This is a genomic window from Brevundimonas sp. BAL450, assembly GCF_015767455.1.
GTDB lineage: Bacteria > Pseudomonadota > Alphaproteobacteria > Caulobacterales > Caulobacteraceae > Brevundimonas > Brevundimonas abyssalis.
Genome location: NZ_JADWOW010000055.1, coordinates 123468 through 146411, shown reverse-complemented (window position 1 = coordinate 146411; position 22944 = coordinate 123468). Strand labels below are relative to the sequence as shown.

Genomic DNA, 22944 nt, shown 5'->3' with positions numbered 1-22944 from the left:
CGGGTCAGGCCGATAAGGGCTTGCCTTCTCCCTAACGCGCCGGACCGGTTATTGTGCTGAAACGACATTTCTTTCTGTTCGCGGCTGTCGCGGCTGTCGCCCTCATGGTGGTGGCGGTCGTCCTGCGCATGGCCTTCGCGGGCGAGGACGGCGGCGGGCCGGGCGGCCCCGGGGGACGCGGAGCCCAGGAGGTCGCCGAGATTCGCGTGATCGACCGGGCCTTCAGCGACAGTTTCGAGGTTCTGGGCGTGGCGCGTGGCCGCCGTTCCGTGGACATCACCTCCAGCACCACTGAACTGATTACCCGGGTCTTCTTCTCCGACGGTCAAAGGGTGGCCGCCGGCGCGCCGCTGGTGGAGCTGCGCGCCGACGAGCAGGACGCCGGCATCATCGAGGCCGAGGCGCGGTTGCGTCAGGCGCGGCGGGACATGGAGCGCTGGGAAAGCCTGGCCGAGCGGGGCATCGCGCCGCGCGTGACCGCCGAACAGGCCCGTACCGACTTCGAAACCGCCGAGGCCGCCCTGGAGGGCGCCCAGGCCCGCCGCGGCGAGCGCATGATTCGCGCGCCCTTCGCGGGCGTTCTGGGCCTCACCACCGTGACCCCAGGAACGCTGGTCAACCCGGGGACGGTGATCGCCACCCTGGATGACATCTCGGTTGTGCGCGTGGATTTCCAGGTGCCCGAGCGATATCTGCCCATGCTGCGGCCCGGCGTGGCCATCACGGCGCGGGCCGAGGCCTATCCGGGGCGCGAGTTTTCGGGACGAATCGCCGATCTGGACACCCGCATCGACCCCCAGACCCGCGCCCTCACCGCGCGGGCGGAGTTCCCCAATCCCGACCTGTCCATCCGACCGGGCATGAGCATGCGTGTTTCGGTGGCCCAGGGCGAACGCTCGGCGCCGGCGGTCCCGGAGGCGGCCGTGCAGTATGAGGGTTCCGGCGCCTTCGTTTATCGCATCGCTTCGGACGGCGAGCGCAGCACCGCCCAGCGCATCGAGGTGCAGGCGGGGGTCGTCGAGGCCGGCATGGTCGAGATCATCCAGGGCCTGGACGTTGGCGACCGGGTGATCAGCTCGGGTCTCAACCGCATTCAGCCCGGCGCCGCGGTTCAGGTCGCCCAGACCGCGGGCGCTCCAGCTGCGTCCCAGGACGGCGCCGTCACCCGGACGTCCGCGCCATGATGCTGTCCGACGTCGCCGTCCGTCGCCCGGTTTTCGCCGCTGTTGCGGCCATCGTGCTGTGCGTCATCGGCGCGGCGGCGTTCTTCTTCCTGCCGGTGCGCGAACTGCCGGACGTGGATCCGCCCATCGTCTCGGTCAGCACCAACTATCCCGGCGCCTCGGCCGAAGTGATCGAGAGCCGGATCACCGAGCCGATCGAACAGCGCATCGCGGGCATCCAGGGCATCGAGCGCGTCACCTCGTCCAGCCGCGACGGCCGCTCGCGGGTCTCCATCGAGTTCTCGCTGGACCGCAACATCGACGACGCTGCCAATGACGTGCGCGACCGCATCTCGCGCGTTCTGGGCAATCTGCCGGACCAGGCCGATCCGCCGGAGGTGGCCAAGGCTGACACCGACGGCCAGCCCATCATGATCCTGTTCCTGCGCTCGGAGACCATGAACCGGCTGGAGCTGACCGATTACGCGGACCGCTATCTGGTGGACCGGTTCTCGGTGGTCCCTGGCGTCGCTGCGGTTCAGATCTACGGCGACCAGGAATACAGCATGCGCATCTGGCTGGACGCCGCCGCCCTGGGGGCGCGGGGTCTGACCGTGACGGACGTGGAATCCGCCCTGACGCGCCAGAACATCGAGCTTCCCGCCGGCACGCTGGAATCCGTGGACAAGGACTATACGGTCCGCGTGGCGCGCAACTATGCGACCCCCGCTGACTTCGCCAATTTGCCGGTCAGCGCCTCGGGGTCGGGCGACGGCGCCTATGTCACCCGCCTGGGCGACATCGCCCGGGTCGAAGAGGCGCCCGCCGAGGATCGCCGCCTGTTCCGGGGCAACGGTCTGGATCAGATCGGCCTGGCCATCACCCGTCAGTCCCAGGCCAACGACCTCGAGATTTCCGAGGGCGTGCAGGCCCTTCTTGAAGAAGTCCAGCCCGCCCTGCCCGAGGGCAGCGAACTGGTCGTTGGCTCCGACAACTCGGTCTTCACCAAGCACGCCATCGACGAGGTGTGGATCACCATCGGCATCGCCCTGGGTCTGGTGGCGCTGGTCAACTTCGTCTTCCTTGGGACGATGCGGGCCGCGCTCATCCCGTCGGTGGTCGCGCCCATCTGTCTGCTGTCCACCTTTATCATTCTGGCGCCGTTCGGGTTCTCCCTGAACCTTCTGACCCTGCTGGCCCTGGTGCTGGCCATCGGCCTGGTGGTGGATGACGCCATCGTCGTGACCGAGAACATCCAGCGCCGGATCGACCATGGCGAGCCGCCGCTGGTCGGCGCCGAGCGCGGTGCGCGACAGGTGTTCTTCGCCGTGGTCGCCACCACCGTGGTGCTGATTGCGGTGTTCGCGCCCCTGATGTTCCTGCCCGGCTACGTGGGCCGCCTGTTCGTGGAGCTGGCGGTGGCCATCACCGCCGCCATCTTCTTCTCCGCCTTCCTGGCGCTGAGTCTGTCGCCGATGATGGCGTCCAAGATCCTGCGCCCGGCGTCGGGGCAGGGCTGGCTGGCGCGCAGGGTCGATGCAGGCATGGATGCGCTGAAGCGGTCCTATCAGGCGTCGCTTGAAGGCCTTCTGGGCGCCCGTCACGCCGTCGCGGGCGTGGCCGTCCTGATCGTTCTGGTCATGGTCGGCGCCGCGGCCATGTTCATGAGCCTGCCCAACGAACTGGTGCCGAACGAGGATCGCGGCCGTGTCATGGTGCGGGTCCAGGGCCCCGAGGGCGCCGGTTTCAACTACACCCGCGACATCATGTTGGGCCTCGAACCACGACTGGCGGAGTATCACCAGTCCGGTGAGGCGGAATCCTACATGGTCTCGGCGCCTGGCTGGGGGTCGGGCTTCAACGGGGGCAACGCCATCCTCGCCCTTGCCGACTGGGGCGACCGCGACCGGTCGGCCGAGCAGATCGCCCAGGAGCTGAACCAGTCGCTGCGCAACGAGACCGGCGCCCAGGTCAATGCGTCCACGCCCGGCTCCTTCCGCGGCGGCGGCGGCAACTCCGTGGAGTTCATCATCGTCGGCGCCGAGTACGAGCGGCTGTTCGAGTGGATCCAGCCGATCATGAACGCCTCGCTGGACAATCCGGGTCTGTCGCGCCCGCGCCTGAACTATGAACCCAACGCCCCGCGCCTGCTGGTGGACGTGGACCCGCAGCAGGCCGCCGCGCTGGGCGTGTCGTCGCAGAACATCGGCCGGACGCTGGAGACCATGTTCGGGTCGCGGCGGGCAACCACCTATCTCCGGGGCGGTCAGGAGTACGATGTGATCCTGCAGACGGATCGGGAGAACCGCTCCAACGTGGATGATCTGCGTACACTCTATGTCTCGACCGGATCGGGCCAACTGGTGCCGCTGTCCTCGGTGGTGCGCACCGAGACGTCGGGCGACACGCCGGACCGCCGCCGTCTGGACCGCCAGCGTGAAATCACCCTCAGCGCCGACCTCAACCCCGGCTACACCATCACTGACGCGGTGGAATGGTTCGAGGAACAGGCCGCCCAGCAGCCGCAGGGCGTGGCCACCGTCCGCTGGGGCGGGGCGGCGCGGGATCAGGCCGAGGCGGGGGGCGCCGTGGCCCTGGCCTTCGGTCTGGCCCTGATTCTGGTGTTCCTGGTGCTGGCCGCCCAGTTCGAGAGCTGGATCACCCCGGCGGTGATCATGCTGACGGTGCCTCTGGCCGCAGCCGGCGGGCTGTTCGGTCTGGTCATGGCGGGCTCGAGCCTGAACATCTACTCCCAGATCGGCCTGATCATCCTGATCGGGGTGGCGGCCAAGAACGGCATCCTGATCGTGGAATTCGCCAACCAGCTGCGCGATCAGGGCCGTACGGTCAAGGAAGCCATCGTGGAAGCGTCGGCCCTGCGCCTGCGCCCGATCATCATGACCTCCATCGCCACGGCCTTCGGCGCCCTGCCGCTGGTGCTGTGGCAGGGGGCCGGCGCCGCCAGCCGCCAGACCATCGGCGTGGTGATCTTCTCCGGCGCCCTGTTCGCCACCCTGCTGACCCTGTTCGTGGTGCCGGTGATCTACGGCGCCCTGGCGCGCTTCACCCGCTCGCCGGAGTACACCGCCCGCAAGATCGAGGAGTGGGAAGCCCAGGAGATCGCCGCCAACGACGGGCTGAAGCACGCTGCGGAGTGATCCCCGCGCTGTCCCGGCACGCGCCGGGATGAGCGGATATCAGGCCTCGGGGGCGTAGCCGGTCTCGACCTTCAGCCAGCCGATCAGATCCCGGCGGTCCGTCTCGTCGCGGACCCCGGCGAAGGCCATCTTGTTGCCGGGCAGGAAGCCGCGCGGATCGTTCAGCCAGGCGTCCAGTTGCTCCGCCGTCCAGGTGAAGTCCGCCTCGCGCAGAGCGGGGGAGTAGTTGTAGCCCTCCACCGACCCCGCCTGCCGCCCGAACACGCCCCACAGGTTCGGTCCCGTCAGGTTCGGCCCGCCCTCGGGCAGGGTGTGGCACGACCGGCACCGGGCGAAGACTCGCCGGCCGTTCTCCGTGTCGGCTTCGCTATAGGGGCCGGGCAGGGACGCCAAGATCACTGCGCGCTCCTCGTCGCTCAGCACACGGGGTTCGGGGGGCGGCGCCGCGGCTGGTGTGGCCGCCGTGTCCGAGGCAGGGCTGTCCGATTGCCCGCAGGCCGTCATCACAAACGCGGCGGAGACCGCCAGCCAGCCACAGGGCTTCATCGCGAACCTCGAAGGTGATGGTGCCGGTTGCAGGAATCGAACCCGCGACCTTCGGTTTACAAAACCGCTGCTCTACCAGCTGAGCTAAACCGGCGCTTCGGCGTGGGGTTATGAGGGGTGCGGCCCGTGACCGCAAGCCGTCCGATCAATCCAGTTCCGCCGCGATCCTGTCGGCCAGTCCACGCAAGGCGTCCGCCTCCGCCATGGGGGCATGGCCGTGGCCCTTGAGGGCGCGGTCGGCCCAGCGGGGGACGATGTGGACATGCAGATGAAAGATGGTCTGGCCGCCCGCTTCGCCGTTGAACTGGCTGATGGTGATCCCGTCGGGTTTCAGCGCCTTGTCGACAGCCTTTGACAGCCGCCGCACCGCCTCGGTGATCCTCGCGAGCACGTCGGGTTCGATCTCCAGCACGTTACGGGCGGTGGAGGTCTTCGAGATCACCAGCACATGGCCCTCGGACTGCGGAAACACGTCCATGAAGGCCAGAACGTGCTCGTCCTCCCAGACCTTCACCGCCGGGATGTCGCCCCGCAGGATTTTCGCAAAGATGTTGTCCGGGTCATAGGCGCCGTGAAGGCTCATGGGCGTGCTCCTGTGGTTTGGCTGAGCATAGGTCAGGTGGACCGGAACGGCGAGTATTCCGCCGTCATGGCCTCGATCTCGGCGGCGACGGCCGGGCGTTCCTGATCCAGATAGTTGGCCACCGGCTCGCGCAGCAGAGGGTCGGCGATGTGGTGGGCCGAATAGACCGGCGTGGGCAGATAGCCGCGGGCCATCTTGTGCTCGCCCTGGGCCCCCGCCTCGACCCGGGACAGGCCCCGCGCGATGGCGAACTCGATGGCCTGATAGTAGCACAGCTCGAAATGCAGGAACGGCCGGTCCTCCAGCGTTCCCCACTGGCGGCCGTACAGGGCGTCGCGGCCGATGAAGTTCAGCGCCCCGGCGATGGGCCGTTCGCCGTCGAAGGCCATGACCAGGGCGATGCGGTCGCTCATGCGCTCGCCGATCAGGCTGAAGAAGGCCCGGTTCAGATAGGGCCGGCCCCATTTCCGGTCGCCGGTGTCCAGATAGAACGCATGGAAGGCGTCCCAGTGGGCCTCTGTGATGTCGCCGCCGGTCAGCACGCGGATGTCCAGACCCGTCTGCGCCTCCCGCCGCTCGCGCCGGATGGTCTTGCGCCGGGAGGAGGAGAGGGCGGCCAGGAAATCATCGAACCCGGCGTAGCCGTCGTTGCGCCAGACGTACTGCATGTCCTGCCGCAGCAGCAGGCCCTGTTCGCCCATCAGCCGCCATTGACCGACGTCCGGAAAATTCACGTGCAGGGAGGAAGCGCCGGTGCGGTCGCACAAAGTACGCGCCCCTTGCAGCAGGGCGGCGCCCACCGTGGCCGCGTCGGTCTCCGGCGCGTTCAGCAGGCGCGGCCCTGTCACCGGGGTGAAGGGAACCGCCGACAGCAGCTTGGGATAGTAGCGACCACCCGCACGCTCATAGGCGTCGGCCCAGGCGTGGTCGAAGACGTACTCGCCCTGGCTGTGGCCTTTCAGATAGAGCGGCATGACGCCCAGCACGGCGTCGTCGGGCCCATGCAGGGACAGATGGCGCGGGCCCCAGCCCTGCGCCTCCACCGCACAGCCCGCGTCCTCACAGGCGTCAAGGAAGTCATAGCCCACGAACGGGTCGCCAGTGGGCGCCGCGCAGACGTCCCAGGCGTCGCGTCCGATCTGATGGATGCGGCCGTGGACCTTGAGGATGAAGTCGGCGTCGGTGCTCACCGCACCTCGACGACGGCGTCCACCTCGACGGCGAAGCCCAGCGGCAGGCGATAGACGCCCACGGCCGAGCGGGCGTGACGGCCAGCATCGCCGAACATGTCCACCATCAGGTCGGAACAGCCGTTGATGACCTTGGGAATCTCGATGAAGTCGCCCGCCGCCTGGACGAAGCCGCCCAGCTTGACGATGCGGACCACCCGCTCCAGGTCGTCGTCGCAGGCGGCCTTGATCTGGGCCACCAGATTGATGCCGCACAGGCGTGCGCCGGCCACCGCGGTCTCCAGGTCCACGTCGTCGCCGACGGTGCCCTTTATCCCGCCGTCAGCGTCGTTCGACAGCTGGCCCGAGATGTGGACCAGATTGCCGGCGCGCACGAAGGGCACATAGTTGGCCACGGCGGCGGCGGGCTTGGGCAGGTCGATGCCGAGGTCTTTGAGGCGGGCTTCGATGGTCATGAGGGCTCCTGAGGCTTTGCACGGGATTTAGACGTCCCGCCGCCCGGCTTCAACGCCCGCCCGGCCACCACGGCTCCCGCGCCGTACTTTTCCCTCAGGGCGTCGATGGTGGTTTCGGTCTTCAGGGCGCGGGTCTGGTCGTCGGCGAACAGTCCGGCGGGGGCGTCCTCGGCGTCCACGATGTCGGCCATGCCGATGCCGATCAGCCGCCACGGACGGCCGATCTCGGGCTTCAGCAGTTCGCGGCCTACGGCGAACAGGCCCCGCGCGGTCTGGATCGGGTCGGGCACTGTGCGCCGCCGTGTGTAGAGGCGGAAGTCGGTGGCGCGCAGCTTCAGCACGATCACCCGGCTGGCCACCCCGTCGCGCCGCGCCTTGGCCGCCAGCTTCTCGCACAGGGGCCACAGCTCGGCCTCCAGGTCCTCCAGCGCGGCCAGGTCATCGTTGAAGGTGGTCTCGGCGCTCATGCCCTTGCGGTCATGGTCCGGGTTCACCGGGCGGGCGTCGCGGGCGTGGGCCAGATCGTGCAGGCGAAGGCCGGATTCCCCGTAGCGCCGCACCAGATCCTTGACCTCCGCGCGGGCCAGGTCGCCGACGGTGGCGTAGCCGTCGCTGCGCAGGCTTTTCGAGAACACCTTGCCCACACCGGGCAGGATGGTGACCGGCTTGTCGGCCAGCAGGCTTTTCGCTTCGGCCGCGCCGATGACAGAGAACCCGCGCGGCTTGTCCAGTTCCGACGCGATCTTGGCCAGGAACCGGTTGGGCGCCAGGCCGATGGAGACGGTCAGACCGGTCTCACTCTCGATCTGCTTCTGCAGCCGGATCAACTGGAACGCGGGCGGGCCGCCGTTCAGCCGTTCGGTGCCTGACAGATCGGCCCAGGCCTCATCCAGCGACAGGGTCTGGATCAGGGGCGTCAGTTTGGCGAGCGCGCCCAGAATGCGGCCGCTCTCGTGCTTGTACCTGGCGAAGTCGGGCTTGATCACCACCGCGTCAGGGCAGGCCTTCAGCGCCTTGAACATGGGCATGGCCGAGCCCACGCCGTACAGCCGCGCCACATAGCAGGCGGTGGACACCACGCCCCGCTTGCCGCCGCCCACGATCACCGGCTTGTCGCGCAGCTCGGGCCGGTCGCGCTTCTCCACCGAGGCGTAGAAGGCGTCGCAGTCCAGGTGGGCGATGGTCAGGCGGTCCAGTTCGTCGTGAACGACCACGCGCGGCGACCCGCACGCCGGACAGCGCGAGACGATTCGTTCGCCGGTCCATAGACAGTCGCGGCAGATGGCCTTCATCGCCGGTGTTCGCCCTTCACGCCAACTTAAGGATGACCGGTCATGATGATGCCTGAATAAGACGCGGCCGGTCCTTACGCATACAGGGGCTGGCGAAGCGTGTCGGCAGGGAACAGACCGGTCGGTGATGATGTCCAAGAAAGTCCTCATCGTCGAGGATAACGAGCTGAACATGAAGCTCTTTCATGACCTGCTCGATTCCCAGGGCTACGAGACCCTGCAGACCCGCGAAGGTCTGCAGGCTCTGGCTCTCGCACGCGAGCATCGCCCCGACCTGATCCTGATGGACATCCAGTTGCCGGAGATTTCCGGCCTTGAGGTCACCAAGTGGCTCAAGGAAGACGAGGATCTGGCCCATATCCCCGTGGTGGCGGTCACCGCCTTCGCAATGAAAGGCGATGAGGAGCGCATCCGCGAGGGGGGGTGTGAAGCGTATATCTCCAAGCCCATCTCGGTGATGGGGTTTCTGGATACCGTGAGACGGTATGTGGCGTAACGAGGCAGGCCTATGACCGCGCGCATTCTGGTGGTCGACGACGTCGAGGCGAACGTCCGCGTGCTCGAGGCCAAGCTGACGATCGAATACTATGACGTCCTGAAATGCTCCGATGGGCCGACCGCGCTCGAAATCGCGGCCCGAGACCAGCCCGACATCATCCTGCTGGACGTCATGATGCCCGGCATGGACGGATTCGAGACCTGCCGCAGGCTGAAGGCCGACCCCGTCACCCGCCACATCCCCGTGGTCATGGTCACGGCCCTCGACGGCCGGGAGGACCGCATCAAGGGATTGGAGGCCGGGGCCGACGACTTCGTCACCAAGCCCATCGACGACGTGGTGCTGTTCGCCCGCGTCCGCTCCCTGAGCCGGCTCAAGCTCGTCATGGACGAACTGCGCGAGCGCGAGGAATCCGGGCGCCGTCTGGGCCTCGAGGAGGGCTCGGCGCGGATGCGCGGCATCGGCGGGCGCGTCCTGATCGTCGACGACAACGAGCGTCAGGCGAAAAAGATCTTCGATCAGCTCAAGGAAGAACACCGCCCGGTGATCGAATCCGACGCCGGCAACGCCCTGATGGCGTCGCGCGGGCCCGTCGACCTGATGATCATCAATGCGGCGGCCGAGAGCTTCGACGGCCTGCGTCTGGCCGCCCACATCCGCTCGGCCGAGGCCAGTCGACACCTGCCCCTGCTGATCATCATCGAGCCGGAGGACCGGACGCGTCTGGTCAAGGCGCTGGAGCTGGGCGTCAACGACGTGCTGACCCGGCCCGTGGACGCCCAGGAGCTGGCCGCGCGCGCGCGCACCCAGATCCGGCGCAAGCGCTACACCGACTTCCTGCGCGACAAGCTGGATCACAGCCTGGAGATGGCGGTCACCGATCCGCTGACCGGGCTTCACAACCGGCGCTACATGACCACCCAGCTGCAGGCCTTGGCCACCCGCGCCTCGCGCGGCGGCGAGCCGGCGGCGGTGATGGTTCTGGACATCGATCACTTCAAGGCGGTCAACGACGGCTTCGGCCATGACGCGGGCGATGAGGTGTTGCGGGAGTTCGCCGTGCGCCTGGCCACCAATGTGCGGGCCATCGACCTGCCGTGCCGCTACGGGGGCGAGGAGTTCGTGGTGGTCATGCCCGGCGCCTCGCTGGCCGCCGCCGAGCGGGTGGCCGACCGCATCCGCCGCGACATCGGCGGCGCCCCGTTCCGCATCATGGGCGGGCGCGAGCTGCTGACGGTCACCATTTCAGCGGGCGTAGCGGCGACGGACGGTCCCTATGACACGCCCGAAGCCCTGCTGAAGCGCGCCGACGAAGCGCTCTACGAGGCCAAGGCTTCCGGCCGCGACCGCGTCATCGCCAAGGCCGCCTGAGGCTTCAGACCACCAGGGTCCAGCCGAGAGGGCGCAGGACCTCCATGGGGCGGAAGCGGCCCTTGTAATCCATCTTGGCGGAGCCCTGCACCCAGTAGCCCAGATAGACATAGGGCGCCGCGATCAGCTCCGCCTGACGCAGGTGGTCCAGCACGGCGAAGACGCCGAGACTGCGCCGCTCCAGCCTGGGATCGAAGAAGCTGTAGACCATGGACAGTCCGTCCGAGAGCAGATCGGTCAGGCACACGGCCACCAACTCGCCCGGGCCGCCGTCGTCGGAGGGCAGACGGTATTCGATCAGGTGGGTCCGCACGGCTGTGTCCTCGACCATGGCCACATAGTCCTGCCAGGTCATGTCGGTCATGCCGCCGCCGGGGTGGCGCGTGGTGAGGTAGCGGCGCAGCAGGTCGAACTGCTCCATGGTGGCCTCGGCCTCGACCAGGGCGCGGCTGAGGTCGGCGTTGCGGTTCAGCACCTTGCGCTGGGACCGGCTGAAGACGAAGTCGGCCACCGGCAGGCGCACCGAGACGCAGGCGTCGCAGGTCTCGCAGGCGGGGCGGTAGGCGATGTTCTGGCTGCGGCGGAAGCCGGCGCTGGTCAGTTGGTCGTTGACGTCGGCGCCCTCGGAGAAGGGCAGGTTGGCGAACACCTTCCGCTCCACCTGCCCGGGCAGGTAGGGACAAGGCGCGGTGGCGGTCATGAAGAACCGCAGCTGCCGTGTCGGAATGTGTCGGGTCACGCTCCCATAACCTGCATGAAATCAGGCCGATACTCAGACCTGGATGGATTTGGGGCCAAATCGCCGCCCGCCGCAAGCGCGTTCGCGCGAGAGGCGGGGCGGCGGGTCACAGACTGGTGTCCGCGGGCAACACCGGCGCCTCGCGCAGCAGCACGATGGCGATGCGGCGGTTGCCGGCCAGGGTGGGGTCGTCGGGATAGAGCGGGTCGGAGCCCGCCTTGCCCGAGACCTGATAGACCCGGTCCGGATCGACCCCTGCGCCCTGAAGGATCTGGCGCGAGGCGTCGGCGCGGGACGAGGACAGGGACCAGTCGCCCGGGGCGCTGGCCCGGCGCTGGCCGTCCGCTGCGCTGGTGTGGCCGGTGACGGTGACGCGGTTGGGCAGCTGGTTGATGACCCGGGACACGGCGCGCAGCAGCACCCGGGCCCGCTCGTTGGGCTGGGCCGAGTTGTTGTCGAACATGGACCGGCCTTCCTGATCCACCAGCTGGATGCGCAGCCCCTCGGGAGTCTGGTCGATGATCAGGTGGCGCGACAGCTCGGCCAGCTCGGGCATGTCCTGCATGGCCTGGCGCAGGGAGGCGGCGGCGCTGGCGAACTCCTGGGCCTCGCGGCGGGCGATCTCCTCGCGCAGTTCGTTTTCGGTGGCGGCGGCCAGGTTGCTGCTCTGGCCAGCGTCCTCGGTCTGGTCGGGGGCTTCGGGGGCCAGCTGTTCGATGACCGAGCGGGAGCCGGAGCCCTGGGCTCCGTCGTCGCCCAGGGCGGTGCCGCCCAGAATGCCGCCCGAACCACTGGTGGTGGACGAGACGCTGGCGGGGGCGAAGTACTCGGCGATGCCGCGCTTCTGCTCCGGGTCCGTGGTGTTGATGAGCCACATCAACAGGAAGAAGGCCATCATGGCGGTGACGAAGTCGGCGTAGGCCACCTTCCACGCGCCGCCATGGTGGCCGTGGCCGCCGCTCTTCTTGACCTTCTTGATGAGGATCGGACGATCGCTCATGGACATGGAACGCACCCCGCAATGGTGAGTCGATCCTGCCTGAATGAGGTTAAGGCGGGGTTTCCCGAAACGGGACGGTTGCCACCGCCGCCCGCGCCGCCTAGGTCCGGGTGAGCCGACCGTGGAGCCTGCGTGACCATCGATCCCCAGACCGACGCCGACACGCCCGAGCCCGTGGCCTATCGCCGGGCGCTGGGCGGCTTCGCCACCGGCGTGTGCGTGGTGACGGCGGACACCGCCGACGGCCCGCTGGGCATCACCATCAACAGTTTCACCTCGGTGTCGCTGGAGCCCCGTCTGGTGCTGTGGTGCCTGGACGAGGGGTCGCAGCGCGCCAGGGCGTTCGCCGGGGCCGAGCGGTTCAGCATCCATGTGCTGGGCGCCGAAGACCGGCGCATGGCGGCCCGGTTCGCGCGGGGCGACTGTATGCTGGCCGAGGAGGAATACGACCGGGTGGGCGAGGGCGCGCCGCGCCTGAAGCACGCGATCACCCGGCTGGACTGCCGCACCTGGCAGCGCCTGCCCATGGGAGACCACGTCACCATCGTGGGCGAGGTGGAGAGCTTCCAGGTGGACGGGGGCGACGCCCTGGTCTTCTTCCGGGGTCATTACGGACGCATGGGGGAGAACAGCCTGTGAAGATCGCATTCGCCGGACTGGGGGTCATGGGCGGGCCCATGGCCGGGCATCTGGTCAAGGCCGGGCACGCGGTGACCGGCTTCAACCGCTCGCCGGACAAGGCGCGGGCCTGGGCCGACAGGACGGGCGGGGCCCTTGCGGCCACCGTGGCCGAGGCGGCGGCGGGGGCCGAACTGTTGATGCTGTGCGTGGGCAATGACGACGACGTGCGTCAGGTCACAGCCGAGGCCCTGCCGCATCTGGCGGAGGGCGCGGTGATCGTGGACCACACCACCACCTCGGCCACGGTGGCCCGCGAGATGGCGGCGCTGGCGGGCGAGGGCGGACGGGCCTTCATCGACGCCCCGGTGTCGGGCGGACAGGCGGGCGCCGAGAGCGGCCAGCTGACGATCATGGCCGGCGGCGACGCGGCGGCCTTCGCCCGGGTCGAGCCGGTGCTGGCGGCCTATGCGAAAGCCATGCGCCTGATGGGGCCGTCGGGGGCCGGGCAGTTGACCAAGATGGTCAATCAGATCTGCATCGCCGGGGTGGTCCAGGGCCTGGCCGAGGCGGTCCACTTCGCGCAGAACGCCGGGCTGGAGCCCGAGGCTGTGCAGGCCGCCATCTCCAAGGGAGCGGCCCAGTCGTGGCAGATGGACAACCGCTGGGCCACCATGAGCCGGGGGGAGTTCGACTTCGGCTTCGCCGTGGACTGGATGCGCAAGGACCTGGGGCTGGTGCTGGACGAGGCGCGCGCCAACGGCAGCCACCTGGCCGTGACGGCGCTGGTGGACCAGTTCTATTCCGAGGTCCAGGCCATGGGGGGAAACAGGTGGGACACGTCCAGTCTGGCGGCGCGGCTGCAGGACCGGAAGCCGGGCGAGTAGGCGCCCCTCTGTCATCCCGGCCGTAGCGAAGCGGAGAGCCCAGCTTTTGTCATCCCGGATAACGCCTGACGGCGTTTCCGGGATGACAAGGGGCTCGTCCTGCTGCGGCCGGTGAGACTCCAGGCGCGAAAAACAGTGCAACGGGAGTCTCACGGGGCGCCCGGGAGGGCCTCCGAGCGGGGCTCGGCGCCCCTGAGGCCAAGGATTTCGGACTGGAGTTGGCGCATCGCCTGATCGAGGGGATCGGGCGGGCCGTCGTGAGACTCCGAGGGCGAAAAACAGTGCAATGAGAGTCTCACGGCCTCGTCGTGGGCGGCCTGTTCGACCTGCTCGGCCACGGCCGCGAGCCGGGTGGCGAGGCGCACGAGATCGCTTGTGGAGATGGGCGCGGCGGCTTCAGCGGCGGCGGCGGGGTCGTCGTCGGCGGGGGGCGGTTCGTGAGACTCCGGAGCGGAAAAACAGTGCAACGGGGGTGCAATGTCCCGGATAGCGCCGGACGGCGCTTCCGGGATGACAAGGGGCTCCTCATCGGCGGGGGCTTCGGCCGCGCGGCGGTCGGCGCTCGCCTGCTCCATGCGGGCCTCGCGGGCGGCGATTTCCTCGTAGCGGGCGAAGGGCTTGAGGTCCTTGTAGAGGCGCAGCCAGCCGCGGGCCTCGATCAGCCGCCCGGCGGCCACGGCGGCCTGGACGTGGGACCAGGCCTTTTCGACCATCTGGACGGCGGTGAGGGGCGTGGCCTGCTGATCGCGTTGCGGCGCGTCCCGGCTCGCGCCTGACGGCCCGTCCGGGATCACAAGGGGGTCGTCCTGCGGCGACGGCGCGTCGGGTTCCTGGTCCATGCGGCGCCAGCCCTGCTCGCGGGCGTGGCGGCGGAAGGTGGACAGGCGCAGGTCGTGGCGGCGGCAGACCGCCTCGGCGGGCGAACCGGCCAGATATTCATCGCGGGCGGCGGCCCAGCGGCGGGCGTCTCCGGTCAGGGCGCCGCGCGAGACGGGGGGAACGGTGGTCATGCTCATCCCGCCATTGTCAGGCGCCCCGGAGCAGCGGGACGAAAAACAGGCGTTTGAGACGCCGATCCCTTGTTTTCAGCGGCATTGGCCGACGGAAAAGCGGGATTTAGGGGCCCGAACCTTCTCCTGCGTCAACCGCGATGTCGGCTAGGCTGGGCGGACGGAATGCTCGAGGAGGCCGCCATGTCCGATCTGAACCGCCGACTGATGACCCGGAAGTCCGATTTCGGCGACACCCTGCTGGATGCGGTGGCCGCGCCGGAGCCGGGGGAAGGCGAGGTGGTGCTGGCGCTGGACCGGTTTTCGCTGACCACGAACAACATCACCTATGCGGCCTATGGGGACGCCATCGGCTACTGGCGGGTGTTTCCGACCGGGCGGGACGATTTTGGGCTGATGCCGGTGTGGGGGTTTGCCGACGTTGTGGCGTCCCGGGCCGAGGGGATCGCGGTGGGGGCGCGGGTGTTCGGCTATTTCCCCATGGCCGACACGCTGGTGGTCCAGGCCGAAAAGATCAGCAAGGGCGGGTTCGCCGACGCCGCGCCGTGGCGCAAGGCGGTGCCCGACATCTACAACCGTTATGTGCTGTGTGCGGCCGACGCCAACTATGACGTGGCGCTGGAGAACCCGGAGGCCCTGTTCCGGCCGCTGTTCATCACCTCCTATACGGCGGTGGATTTCCTGCGTGAGCACGACTTCTTCGGTGCGAAACAGGTGGTGGTGTCCAGCGCCTCGTCCAAGACCGCCTATGGCGCCGCCTGGTGCATGGCCGGGGACGACGTGCGGCTGCTCGCCCTGACGGGCGCGCGCAACCGGGCCTTCGTCGAGGGGCTGGGGGCCTATCAGGCGGTGTACGGCTATGACGAGATCGAGCGCCTGCCGACCGGCGTGCCGACCCTGTATCTGGATCTGGCCGGCGATCCCGAGCTGCGGCGGCGGGTGCACGCCCGGTTCGGCGCGGACCTGACCTGGGACTGTCTGGTGGGCTCGACCCAGGGCGACGCCTTTCCGATGGACGATCCCGAACTGGTCGGGCCGAAGCCGGTGTTCTTCTTCGCCGCCAGCTGTCTGGACGCCCACCGGGAGCGGGGGACCCTGCGCGCCTTCTACGAGCGGTTCTTCGCCGACCAGCGGGCGTTCTTTGAACGGGTGGTGGACCCGGCCGCGCCGTGGATCCGCATCGTCGAGCATCAGGGGCTGGACGAGGCGGCGAAGGTGGTGCGGGCCCTGGCCGACGGCGTGTCGGACGCGGCGGAAGGGGCTGTGGTGCGGCTGGTGCGCTGAGGCCGCCCGTCAGCCCGCCTCGGGCTCGTCGCCGGTGTTGACCATCCACGGAATGCCGAAGCGGTCGATGCAGGAGCCGAAGCCGGGGGACCAGAAGGTCTTTTCGAAGGGCATGACCACCTTGCCGCCGACGGACAGGGCCTCGAACCATTTGCGGGCCTGGTCGAGGTCGTCGGTGTGCAGGGAGACGTCGAAGCCGTTCTTCGGCTTGTCGATGTCGGGGGCCCAGTCGATGTCCATGTCGGCGCCCATCAGGGCCTGGTCGCCGATCTGAAGCCAGCAGTGCAGCAGCCAGTCCTTCATCTCCGGCTTGACCGGCATGCCGGGCGGGGCCTCGCCGTAGGTCATGGCGAAGGTGATCTCTCCGCCCAGGACATCGGCATAGAATTCAAAGGCCTCGCGGCACTGCCCGCGGAAACTCAGGCTGGTCACGATCTTCATGGCTGTGTCTCCTCCTCCGCCGGGAGGAAGGGTGGCGCCGATCCACGACGATTTCGAGACCGATCATCAACCCGGCAGGCGGGTGGCGGCGGAGGGCGCGAACCGTTTGCGCGCCTGTTCGTTGCCGTGGCGCGGGCGTCAATGTGACTGTCACGTGATCGCCGACTCCATATACGAGGGTCGGGCGTCAAACTCTTCGAGGCGGGATTTCGGGCATGGGCAGCGGCATCGGTCTGACCAGCGAGCGTCTCGGGCGCATCGTCGAGGAAGCGGCCAGTGAAGTCTACATCTTCTCCGGTGAGGATTTCCGCTTTCGGCTGGTCAACAAGGGCGCGCGTGAGAACCTCGGCTACACGATGGATGAGCTTCAGGGCCTGACGCCGTGGGATCTGAAGCCTCACATATCGCGCGACGCGTTTCTGACCGTGGTCCATCCGCTGCTCTCGGGCGCGGTTGAGCGGCTGGACTTTGAAACGGTCCACCAGCGCAAGGACGGGACGGACTACAACGTTTCGGTCAAGCTGCAGATGTTCGATGAGGGCGGCGACCGGATATTCTACGCGGCCATCCAGGACATCACGAGCTACCGGAAGATCGAGTCCGAGCTGCGGGAGATCTCCGCCCGACTTGACGCCATTCTCGACAATACGACGATGTCGGTGTTCCTGATGGATGAGCAGCAGCACTGCGTGTTCATGAACAAGGCGGCGGAGGCGCTGACGGGGTTCTCGTTCGCCGAGGTCACCGGCCGCCCCCTTCACGACGTGATCCATCACACCCATCCGGACGGCGCGCCTTTCCCGATCGAAACCTGCCCTATCGACCGCAGCTTTCCGGAGAAGGTGGGGACGCAGGGGGAGGAGGTTTTCGTCCACAAGGACGGGTCCTTCTATCCGGTCGCCTTCACCGCCAGCCCGGTCCAGGACAACGAGGCCAATGTGGTGGGTACGGTCATCGAGGCGCGGGACATCAGCGAGGAGAAGCGCAACGAGACGGCGCGCAACCTGCTGATGCGGGAGGTGGATCACCGGGCGCGCAATGTTCTGGCGGTGGTGCACTCGCTGGCGCAACTGACGCGGGCGGACGATCTGGAGAGCTACAAGACCATCCTGGCCGGCCGGATCAACGCCCTGGCGCGGGCCCAGACGTCGCTGGCCAGCCGGCGCTGGGAGGGCGGGCGGCTGGAGGATGTGGTCCGCGAGGAGCTGGAGGCTCTGTGCCCCAGGGACAGCATCGAGGTGCAGGGGCCGGAGGTTGGACTGTCACCCGAGCAGGTTCAGCCCATCAGCATGCTGATGCACGAGATGGCCACCAATGCGAACAAGTACGGCGCCTGCAGCCACGTCCACGGCAAGATTTCGGTGACCTGGACGCTGGAAGACAGTCAGGTGACGCTGGTCTGGCGCGAGGCGGGAGGGCCGCCCGTGGTGGCCCCGATGCGCGAAGGGTTCGGCTCGGTGCTGAAGGCCGGGGTGGTCGGTCAGATCAAGGGCACGATCAGCCGGACGTGGGACCCGGCGGGGCTGGTGGTTGAGGTGACGTTCCCGCTCTAGCGGCCTGACCGGTCAGACGCCCAGCAGGCGGGCGGCGCGGGGGGCGAAATAGGTCAGGACGCCCGCGCAGCCGGCGCGCTTGAAGGCGGTGAGGGTTTCGATGACGGCCCGGTCCTCGTCCAGCCAGCCGTTGGCGGCGGCGGCGCGCATCATCGCGTACTCGCCGGACACCTGATAGGCGAAGGTGGGCACGTGGAACGCCTCGTGGATGCGGCGCACGATGTCCAGATAGGGCAGGCCCGGCTTGACCATCACCGCGTCGGCGCCCTCGGCCAGATCGGCGGCCACCTCGCGCAGGGCCTCCTCGGAATTGGCGAAGTCCATCTGATAGGTCTTCTTGTCGCCGGTCAGGGCTTTCGCGGAGCCCACCGCGTCCCGGTAGGGGCCGTAGAAGGCCGAGGCGTATTTGGCGGCGTAGGACAGGATCAGCACGTCCTGGAAGCCGTTGGCCTCCAGCGCGTCGCGGATGGCGGCCACGCGGCCGTCCATCATGTCCGAAGGCCCGACCATGTCGGCGCCCGCGTGGGCATGGATGAAGGCCATCTCGGCCAGACGATCCAGGGTGGCGTCGTTGACGATGACCCCGTTCTCGATGAGGCCGTCGTGGCCGTGGTCGGCGAAGCAGTCCAGCGCCACGTCGGTCATGACGCCGATCTCGGGCGCGGCGTCCTTGATGGCCTTGATGCAGTCGGGAATCAGGCCGTCGGGGTCCACGGCGCCGGAGGCCTCGGCGTCCTTTTTCGACGGGTCGATGTTGGGGAACAGGGCCACGGCGGGGATGCCCAGCGATGCGGCTTCCTTCGCGGCCTCGGCGGCGGCCTTCGGGCTGAGGCGGTCGACGCCGGGCATGGAGGGGACCGGGACGCGGTCCTCGTCGCCGTCATGGACGATCAGCGGCCAGATCAGGTCGGACGGGGTCAGCACATGCTCGGCCACCAGCGAACGGACCCACGGGGTGCGGCGCAGACGGCGCGGGCGCGCGGCGGGGAAGGGGGCGGGGGTGAAGACGCTCATGACCGGGACTTTCAGACCGAAACGCGGCCCACGGGCTGCTGGGCGCCGAGGCGGACCATGCCGATGACCGAGGAGATGATGACCCACAGGCTGGCCAGGGCGTAGGCGATCAGGAACACGAAGACGCCGACGAAGAAGACCACGGGCATGTCGGGGCTGACCTGCATGGCCACGGCCTCCCAGGCGTCGCCCGGTGCGTTGGCGATCACCAGCCGGACCAGATCCACGAACAGGAACACCACCCCGACCGCCAGGGCGATGAAGGCCACCATGGCCAGGGCGAAGCCGATCCAGAAGTGTCGGATCTGATAGCGGTAGTGGCTGCAGGCCAGGGGCTCGGCCTCGGGCTTGCGCACATAGGCGATGACCACGGCCATCAGGGCGGTGAGGCCGAACACGAAGGGCGCGGCGAACATCAGGGCGTGGCCGACCATGGCCAGGTTGCGATCATCGCTCGACGGATCGCGTCCCTGTCCGGTATTAGCGGTGTCGCTCATGCGGGTCTCCTCATGGATTCCGCCGTCAGCCCCCCGACGACGCGCCGTTGAGGCCGCCGCATAGACCAATCGCAACAGCGGCGCAAAGCCGCGACGACTTCAGGGATGCTCATGGACTTCGCCCTCACCGAGGATCAACGCGCCATTCAGGAGGCCGCACGCGCCTTCGCCGAAGCCGAACTGGCGCCCCATTCCGCCCGCTGGGACGAGGAGAAGCACTTCCCCGTCGACGTGATGAAGGCGGCGGCCGAGATGGGTTTCTGCGCCATCTATGCGGGCGAGGAGCACGGCGGCATGGCGCTGGGCCGCGTCGAGGCGGCGGTGATCTTTGAAGAGCTGTCGCGGGGCGACGTGTCGGTGGCGGCCTTCATCTCGATCCACAACATGGCCACCTGGATGATCGACGGGTTCGGCTCGGACGACCTGCGGGCGCGCTATGTGCCGTCGCTGGTGAGCATGGACAGGATCGCCAGCTATTGCCTGACCGAGCCGGGCTCGGGGTCGGACGCGGCGGCGCTGCGGACCACGGCGGTGAAGGACGGGGATCACTACGTCCTGAACGGCTCCAAGGCCTTCATCTCGGGCGCGGGCACGTCGGACATCTATGTGGTCATGGCCCGCACGGGCGGGGAGGGGGCCAAGGGCATCTCGGCCTTTGTCGTGGACAAGGACACGCCGGGCCTGAGCTTCGGCGCCCAGGAGAAGAAGATGGGCTGGAACGCCCAGCCCACGGCCATCGTCTCGTTCGACGACTGCCGGGTGCCGGCGGCCAACCTGCTGGGCCAGGAAGGCGACGGATTCCGCTATGCGATGATGGGGCTGGACGGCGGAAGGCTGAACATCGCGGCCTGTTCGCTGGGCGGGGCGCGGCTGGCGCTGGAGACGGCGCAGGACTACGTCGGCAGCCGCAAGCAGTTCGGCAAGGCGCTGGCCGAGTTCCAGAACACCCAGTTCAAGCTGGCCGACATGGCGACCCAGCTGGACGCCGCCCGGCTGATGGTGCTGCGCGGCGCCTGGGCCATCGACACGGCCCATGCGGAGAAGACCAAATGGTGCGCCATGGCCAAGCGGCTGGCCACCGACTCCTGTTTCCAGATCGCCGACGAAGCGCTGCAGCTGCATGGGGGCTACGGCTACCTGAAGGACTATCCGCTGGAGCGCATCGTGCGCGACCTGCGGGTGCACCGTATCCTGGAAGGCACCAACGAGATCATGCGCGTGATCACCGCGCGGGAGATGCTGCGGCAGTGACCGAGCGGTCGGTTCCATGGTCTTGGCGGGGGATGCTTCTGGCCGGGGCCGTCGGCGGCAGCGCTTTATTGTCGCTGATGTCGGGAATGGACCGATTTCGGTCCGGCCTCGACGTCGATGGTTTCCTTGCTAGGCGGATTGACTTCACCCTGCTGGAGATGGCCGCGGGCTCCCTGCAAGTCGGGCTGGCGATGGTGGCCGTGCTTCTCGTGCCAGCTTACTGGACCGCGCGCTTTGCGAAACCCAGCCTGGTCTGGTTTCTGGTCATATCGATCGGCCTTCCGACAGGGCTTGTGTTGCTTTGGACGCTTTTCCTGATCGTCCCGGAAATCGCGGACTTCATGCGTAACGCTGACTCGTTTCAGCCCGTCAATCTGACCTATTTGCCGAACTATCTCGGGCCCGCTGTCTTCTTGATCGCCACGAGCCTGGCAGCGCTGGCCTATCTGATCGTCGCCAAATCTGTGAGAAGCTCTTCATGACCTCAGAACCTGAAATCCTCACCCGCGTCGAAAACGGCCTCGCGGTCATCACCCTGAACCGGCCCAAGGCCATCCATGCGCTGAACAAGGGCATGTGCGAGGCGATGATCGCGGCGCTGCTGGACTGGCGGGACGATCCGGCGGTCAAGTCGGTGCTGATCGACCACGCGGGTGAGCGAGGATTCTGCGCCGGGGGCGACATCCGCATGATCGCCGAGAGCGGGGCGGGGGATGCGTCGGAGGCCAAGGCGTTCTTCCATGCGGAATACCGGCTGAACCATCTGCTGTTCGACTACCCCAGGCCGGTGACGGCGCTGGTGGACGGCATTGTCATGGGCGGCGGCGTGGGCATCAGCGAGCCGGCCGATGTGCGCATCGCCACCGAGCGGACCACCTACGCCATGCCGGAGACGGGCATCGGCCTGTTCCCTGACGTGGGCGGCGGCTGGTTCCTGCCGCGCCTGCCGGGCCAGACCGGCGTCTGGCTGGCCCTGACCGGGGCGCGGCTGAAGGCGGCGGACACGGTGGCGCTGGGGATCCACACCCATTTCGCCCCGTCGGAACAGGTGGAGGCGCTGAAGGCGGCCCTGATCGCCGGTCCGGCCGATCCGAAGGCGGTCGCCGACCGCTTCGCGGCCGACCCCGGCCCGTCGCCGTTGAGCGAGCACCGCAACGCCATCGACCGGCTGTTCGGCCATGACACGGTGGAGGCCATCTTCGCGGCGCTGGAGGCGGACGGGTCGGAGTGGGCGCTGAAGCAGCTCTCGATCCTCAAGACCAAGTCGCCCCAGTCCATGAAGGTCTCGCTGCGCCAGATCCGCACGGGCGCGGGGCTGGACTCGTTCGCGGACAACATGGCCATGGAGTACCGGCTGGGCGGACGGATCGTGCGCACCCACGATTTCCAGGAAGGCGTGCGCGCCGTGATCGTGGACAAGGATAATGCGCCGAAATGGTCGCCGGCCGATCTGGCGGGCGTCACCGACGCGCAGCTGGACGCCCTGTTCGCACCCTTGCCGGCCGGCGAGGAATGGACCCCGCTTTGATGCGAGAGCCTGATTCACGGCATCGGCGGAATCGCGAAGCGATTCCACCTCAACCGATCAGGCTCTAGGAGCCCAGATCGTCCATCACCCGCGCCGCCAGACGCCGGGTGACCGGGCGGTGCAGGGCGTCGAGGCGCGCAACCGCCGCTTCGGCCGCCTGGGCCGAGCGCTCGATGCGGCGCACCAGATAGGGGATCACGTCCGGCTGCGGCCGGATGCTGCGCCGCTCGAAGGCCCGCTCGAGGATGGCGGCCAGCACCGCCTCGTCGGGCTCCTCGATCACCACGGTGCGGATGGCGTTGAGGCGTGAGTGCAGGTCAGGCAGCGTCACCGGCCACAGGGACGGCGCCTTGCGCGACACCAGAAGCAGGGCGCCGCCGCCCGTCTGGGCCAGGTTCAGCAGGTGGAACAGGGCCTCGTCGTCCGTATCAGGCGCCCGGTCCAGCAGCACCGGCCGCCCCTCCAGCTCCATGGGATCGACCAGAGCCGCCTCGGCGCCGTGCAAGGGCATGGCGCCCACCCGCTCGGCCCAGATGGCGGCCAGATGGCTCTTGCCCGACCCGGCCGGCCCGCACAGGGACAGCACCCCGCCGCCCAGCCCGGCCGCCGCATCGGGCCACCCGGCCAGGGTCAGGGCGGCGGCGCGGTTGCAGTCGGACACGATGAAATCATCCGCCCGGAACGGCGTCTCGCGCTCCAGCTCCAGTTTCAGCTGATCGGTCCGGTCGGCGGTCATGCGCGCCCTATATCAGAACGGCCCCGCCGCCGCGCCAGAATGCAACCGGACGGGGTGGTGGAGGATCGTCAGCCGCCTGTGGATGATTTCACAGGGCCAGCCCCTTGAAATGCCGTAGCGGAACATGGC

General features: G+C 68.3%; 23 protein-coding genes and 1 tRNA gene. 11 read left to right on the top strand and 13 right to left on the bottom strand.

Annotation, left to right across the window (positions count from 1 at the left end; genetic code table 11):
• Nucleotides 1-53: 53 nt before the first annotated feature.
• Both IWC96_RS11100 and IWC96_RS11095 read left to right on the top strand, forming a co-directional pair.
• Entirely contained in the window at nt 54-1184 is a 1131-nt protein-coding gene (locus tag IWC96_RS11100; protein ID WP_021696058.1) for an efflux RND transporter periplasmic adaptor subunit, read from the top strand.
• Nucleotides 1184-4321, top strand: a complete 3138-nt coding sequence (locus IWC96_RS11095; RefSeq protein WP_045318631.1) for an efflux RND transporter permease subunit — start codon at nt 1184-1186, stop codon at nt 4319-4321. The genes IWC96_RS11100 and IWC96_RS11095 overlap by 1 nt, the downstream gene beginning before the upstream one ends.
• Nucleotides 4322-4360: 39 nt before the next feature.
• On the opposite strand, the gene IWC96_RS11090 is transcribed toward IWC96_RS11095, so the two are convergent.
• From IWC96_RS11090 to IWC96_RS11065, 6 genes are all read right to left on the bottom strand, one after another.
• The gene (locus IWC96_RS11090) at nt 4361-4720 is read right to left on the bottom strand and encodes a cytochrome c family protein (RefSeq protein WP_370541134.1); all 360 of its coding nucleotides are present in this window, start codon (nt 4718-4720) and stop codon (nt 4361-4363) included.
• Nucleotides 4721-4885: 165 nt separating this feature from the next.
• Nucleotides 4886-4961 (bottom strand) — tRNA-Thr (locus IWC96_RS11085).
• Nucleotides 4962-5012: 51 nt separating this feature from the next.
• Nucleotides 5013-5450 (bottom strand): HIT family protein, encoded by a 438-nt coding sequence (locus IWC96_RS11080; RefSeq protein ID WP_021696061.1) that lies wholly within the window; start codon nt 5448-5450, stop codon nt 5013-5015.
• 32 nt (nt 5451-5482) lie between these two features.
• Nucleotides 5483-6640, bottom strand: coding sequence for a GNAT family N-acetyltransferase (locus IWC96_RS11075; RefSeq protein ID WP_196838934.1), 1158 nt, complete (start codon nt 6638-6640; stop codon nt 5483-5485).
• The gene (locus tag IWC96_RS11070) at nt 6637-7095 is read right to left on the bottom strand and encodes a RidA family protein (RefSeq protein WP_196838933.1); all 459 of its coding nucleotides are present in this window, start codon (nt 7093-7095) and stop codon (nt 6637-6639) included. Before IWC96_RS11070 ends, IWC96_RS11075 begins: the two co-directional genes overlap by 4 nt.
• Nucleotides 7092-8387, bottom strand: coding sequence for a DNA polymerase IV (locus IWC96_RS11065; RefSeq protein ID WP_021696063.1), 1296 nt, complete (start codon nt 8385-8387; stop codon nt 7092-7094). The genes IWC96_RS11070 and IWC96_RS11065 overlap by 4 nt, the downstream gene beginning before the upstream one ends.
• A gap of 130 nt (nt 8388-8517) precedes the next feature.
• Here IWC96_RS11065 and IWC96_RS11060 point away from each other — a divergent pair, with 130 nt between their 5' ends.
• Together IWC96_RS11060 and IWC96_RS11055 are read left to right on the top strand one after the other, a co-directional pair.
• Nucleotides 8518-8883, top strand: coding sequence for a response regulator (locus IWC96_RS11060; RefSeq protein WP_045318632.1), 366 nt, complete (start codon nt 8518-8520; stop codon nt 8881-8883).
• Between the two features lie 12 nt (nt 8884-8895).
• Nucleotides 8896-10257, top strand: coding sequence for a PleD family two-component system response regulator (locus IWC96_RS11055; protein WP_021696065.1), 1362 nt, complete (start codon nt 8896-8898; stop codon nt 10255-10257).
• A 4-nt stretch (nt 10258-10261) separates the two neighbouring features.
• On the opposite strand, the gene IWC96_RS11050 is transcribed toward IWC96_RS11055, so the two are convergent.
• Both IWC96_RS11050 and IWC96_RS11045 read right to left on the bottom strand, forming a co-directional pair.
• Nucleotides 10262-10996 carry an arginyltransferase gene (locus IWC96_RS11050; RefSeq protein ID WP_045318615.1) on the bottom strand — a complete coding sequence of 245 codons (735 nt, stop codon included), beginning with the start codon at nt 10994-10996 and terminating at the stop codon, nt 10262-10264.
• Nucleotides 10997-11102: 106 nt separating this feature from the next.
• Nucleotides 11103-12002: a flagellar motor protein MotB gene (locus IWC96_RS11045; protein WP_021696067.1), complete on the bottom strand. Its 900-nt coding sequence runs from the start codon at nt 12000-12002 to the stop codon at nt 11103-11105.
• Between the two features lie 126 nt (nt 12003-12128).
• On the opposite strand from IWC96_RS11045, the gene IWC96_RS11040 reads away from it, so the two are divergent.
• A complete protein-coding gene (locus IWC96_RS11040) occupies nt 12129-12635 on the top strand; it encodes a flavin reductase family protein (protein ID WP_196838932.1) in 507 nt (168 codons plus the stop codon).
• Entirely contained in the window at nt 12632-13501 is an 870-nt protein-coding gene (locus tag IWC96_RS11035; RefSeq protein ID WP_021696069.1) for an NAD(P)-dependent oxidoreductase, read from the top strand. Before IWC96_RS11040 ends, IWC96_RS11035 begins: the two co-directional genes overlap by 4 nt.
• Before the next feature lie 149 nt (nt 13502-13650).
• On the opposite strand, the gene IWC96_RS11030 is transcribed toward IWC96_RS11035, so the two are convergent.
• Nucleotides 13651-14511 carry a hypothetical protein gene (locus IWC96_RS11030; protein WP_196838931.1) on the bottom strand — a complete coding sequence of 287 codons (861 nt, stop codon included), beginning with the start codon at nt 14509-14511 and terminating at the stop codon, nt 13651-13653.
• A gap of 183 nt (nt 14512-14694) precedes the next feature.
• Between IWC96_RS11030 and IWC96_RS11025 the strand changes: the two genes are divergently transcribed.
• Nucleotides 14695-15795 carry a DUF2855 family protein gene (locus IWC96_RS11025; protein WP_196838930.1) on the top strand — a complete coding sequence of 367 codons (1101 nt, stop codon included), beginning with the start codon at nt 14695-14697 and terminating at the stop codon, nt 15793-15795.
• 9 nt (nt 15796-15804) lie between these two features.
• On the opposite strand, the gene IWC96_RS11020 is transcribed toward IWC96_RS11025, so the two are convergent.
• Nucleotides 15805-16236 (bottom strand): VOC family protein, encoded by a 432-nt coding sequence (locus IWC96_RS11020; RefSeq protein ID WP_196838929.1) that lies wholly within the window; start codon nt 16234-16236, stop codon nt 15805-15807.
• 215 nt (nt 16237-16451) lie between these two features.
• Between IWC96_RS11020 and IWC96_RS11015 the strand changes: the two genes are divergently transcribed.
• Nucleotides 16452-17789 (top strand): PAS domain S-box protein, encoded by a 1338-nt coding sequence (locus IWC96_RS11015; protein WP_196838928.1) that lies wholly within the window; start codon nt 16452-16454, stop codon nt 17787-17789.
• A 12-nt stretch (nt 17790-17801) separates the two neighbouring features.
• Here IWC96_RS11015 and hemB read toward each other — a convergent pair whose 3' ends face one another.
• A complete protein-coding gene (gene hemB / locus IWC96_RS11010) occupies nt 17802-18803 on the bottom strand; it encodes a porphobilinogen synthase (RefSeq protein WP_196838927.1) in 1002 nt (333 codons plus the stop codon).
• Between the two features lie 11 nt (nt 18804-18814).
• Nucleotides 18815-19300, bottom strand: a complete 486-nt coding sequence (locus IWC96_RS11005; RefSeq protein WP_196838926.1) for a hypothetical protein — start codon at nt 19298-19300, stop codon at nt 18815-18817.
• Nucleotides 19301-19411: 111 nt separating this feature from the next.
• On the opposite strand from IWC96_RS11005, the gene IWC96_RS11000 reads away from it, so the two are divergent.
• Genes IWC96_RS11000 through IWC96_RS10990 form a run of 3 tightly spaced genes read left to right on the top strand, consistent with a single transcriptional unit; the run spans nt 19412 to nt 22079 of the window.
• The gene (locus tag IWC96_RS11000) at nt 19412-20551 is read left to right on the top strand and encodes an acyl-CoA dehydrogenase family protein (RefSeq protein WP_196838925.1); all 1140 of its coding nucleotides are present in this window, start codon (nt 19412-19414) and stop codon (nt 20549-20551) included.
• Between the two features lie 32 nt (nt 20552-20583).
• Nucleotides 20584-21033 (top strand): hypothetical protein, encoded by a 450-nt coding sequence (locus IWC96_RS10995; RefSeq protein WP_196838924.1) that lies wholly within the window; start codon nt 20584-20586, stop codon nt 21031-21033.
• Complete coding sequence (locus tag IWC96_RS10990; protein ID WP_196838923.1) at nt 21030-22079, top strand: enoyl-CoA hydratase/isomerase family protein; 1050 nt, start codon at nt 21030-21032, stop codon at nt 22077-22079. The genes IWC96_RS10995 and IWC96_RS10990 overlap by 4 nt, the downstream gene beginning before the upstream one ends.
• Before the next feature lie 64 nt (nt 22080-22143).
• On the opposite strand, the gene IWC96_RS10985 is transcribed toward IWC96_RS10990, so the two are convergent.
• Nucleotides 22144-22815 (bottom strand): DnaA ATPase domain-containing protein, encoded by a 672-nt coding sequence (locus tag IWC96_RS10985; RefSeq protein WP_196838922.1) that lies wholly within the window; start codon nt 22813-22815, stop codon nt 22144-22146.
• Nucleotides 22816-22944 lie beyond the last annotated feature (129 nt).

What these genes read in the sequence shown, in the direction of transcription:
- IWC96_RS11015 (WP_196838928.1), top strand. Translation starts at nt 16,452, where the DNA reads ATGGGCAGCGGCATCGGTCTGACCAGCGAGCGTCTCGGGCGCATCGTC.
- IWC96_RS11065 (WP_021696063.1), bottom strand. Translation starts at nt 8,387, where the DNA reads ATGAAGGCCATCTGCCGCGACTGTCTATGGACCGGCGAACGAATCGTC.
- IWC96_RS10985 (WP_196838922.1), bottom strand. Translation starts at nt 22,815, where the DNA reads ATGACCGCCGACCGGACCGATCAGCTGAAACTGGAGCTGGAGCGCGAG.
- IWC96_RS10995 (WP_196838924.1), top strand. Translation starts at nt 20,584, where the DNA reads ATGCTTCTGGCCGGGGCCGTCGGCGGCAGCGCTTTATTGTCGCTGATG.
- IWC96_RS11005 (WP_196838926.1), bottom strand. Translation starts at nt 19,300, where the DNA reads ATGAGCGACACCGCTAATACCGGACAGGGACGCGATCCGTCGAGCGAT.
- IWC96_RS11055 (WP_021696065.1), top strand. Translation starts at nt 8,896, where the DNA reads ATGACCGCGCGCATTCTGGTGGTCGACGACGTCGAGGCGAACGTCCGC.
- IWC96_RS11020 (WP_196838929.1), bottom strand. Translation starts at nt 16,236, where the DNA reads ATGAAGATCGTGACCAGCCTGAGTTTCCGCGGGCAGTGCCGCGAGGCC.
- IWC96_RS11030 (WP_196838931.1), bottom strand. Translation starts at nt 14,511, where the DNA reads ATGACCACCGTTCCCCCCGTCTCGCGCGGCGCCCTGACCGGAGACGCC.
- IWC96_RS11000 (WP_196838925.1), top strand. Translation starts at nt 19,412, where the DNA reads ATGGACTTCGCCCTCACCGAGGATCAACGCGCCATTCAGGAGGCCGCA.
- hemB (WP_196838927.1), bottom strand. Translation starts at nt 18,803, where the DNA reads ATGAGCGTCTTCACCCCCGCCCCCTTCCCCGCCGCGCGCCCGCGCCGT.
- IWC96_RS11080 (WP_021696061.1), bottom strand. Translation starts at nt 5,450, where the DNA reads ATGAGCCTTCACGGCGCCTATGACCCGGACAACATCTTTGCGAAAATC.
- IWC96_RS11060 (WP_045318632.1), top strand. Translation starts at nt 8,518, where the DNA reads ATGTCCAAGAAAGTCCTCATCGTCGAGGATAACGAGCTGAACATGAAG.
- IWC96_RS11095 (WP_045318631.1), top strand. Translation starts at nt 1,184, where the DNA reads ATGCTGTCCGACGTCGCCGTCCGTCGCCCGGTTTTCGCCGCTGTTGCG.
- IWC96_RS11025 (WP_196838930.1), top strand. Translation starts at nt 14,695, where the DNA reads ATGTCCGATCTGAACCGCCGACTGATGACCCGGAAGTCCGATTTCGGC.
- IWC96_RS11070 (WP_196838933.1), bottom strand. Translation starts at nt 7,095, where the DNA reads ATGACCATCGAAGCCCGCCTCAAAGACCTCGGCATCGACCTGCCCAAG.
- IWC96_RS11045 (WP_021696067.1), bottom strand. Translation starts at nt 12,002, where the DNA reads ATGTCCATGAGCGATCGTCCGATCCTCATCAAGAAGGTCAAGAAGAGC.
- IWC96_RS10990 (WP_196838923.1), top strand. Translation starts at nt 21,030, where the DNA reads ATGACCTCAGAACCTGAAATCCTCACCCGCGTCGAAAACGGCCTCGCG.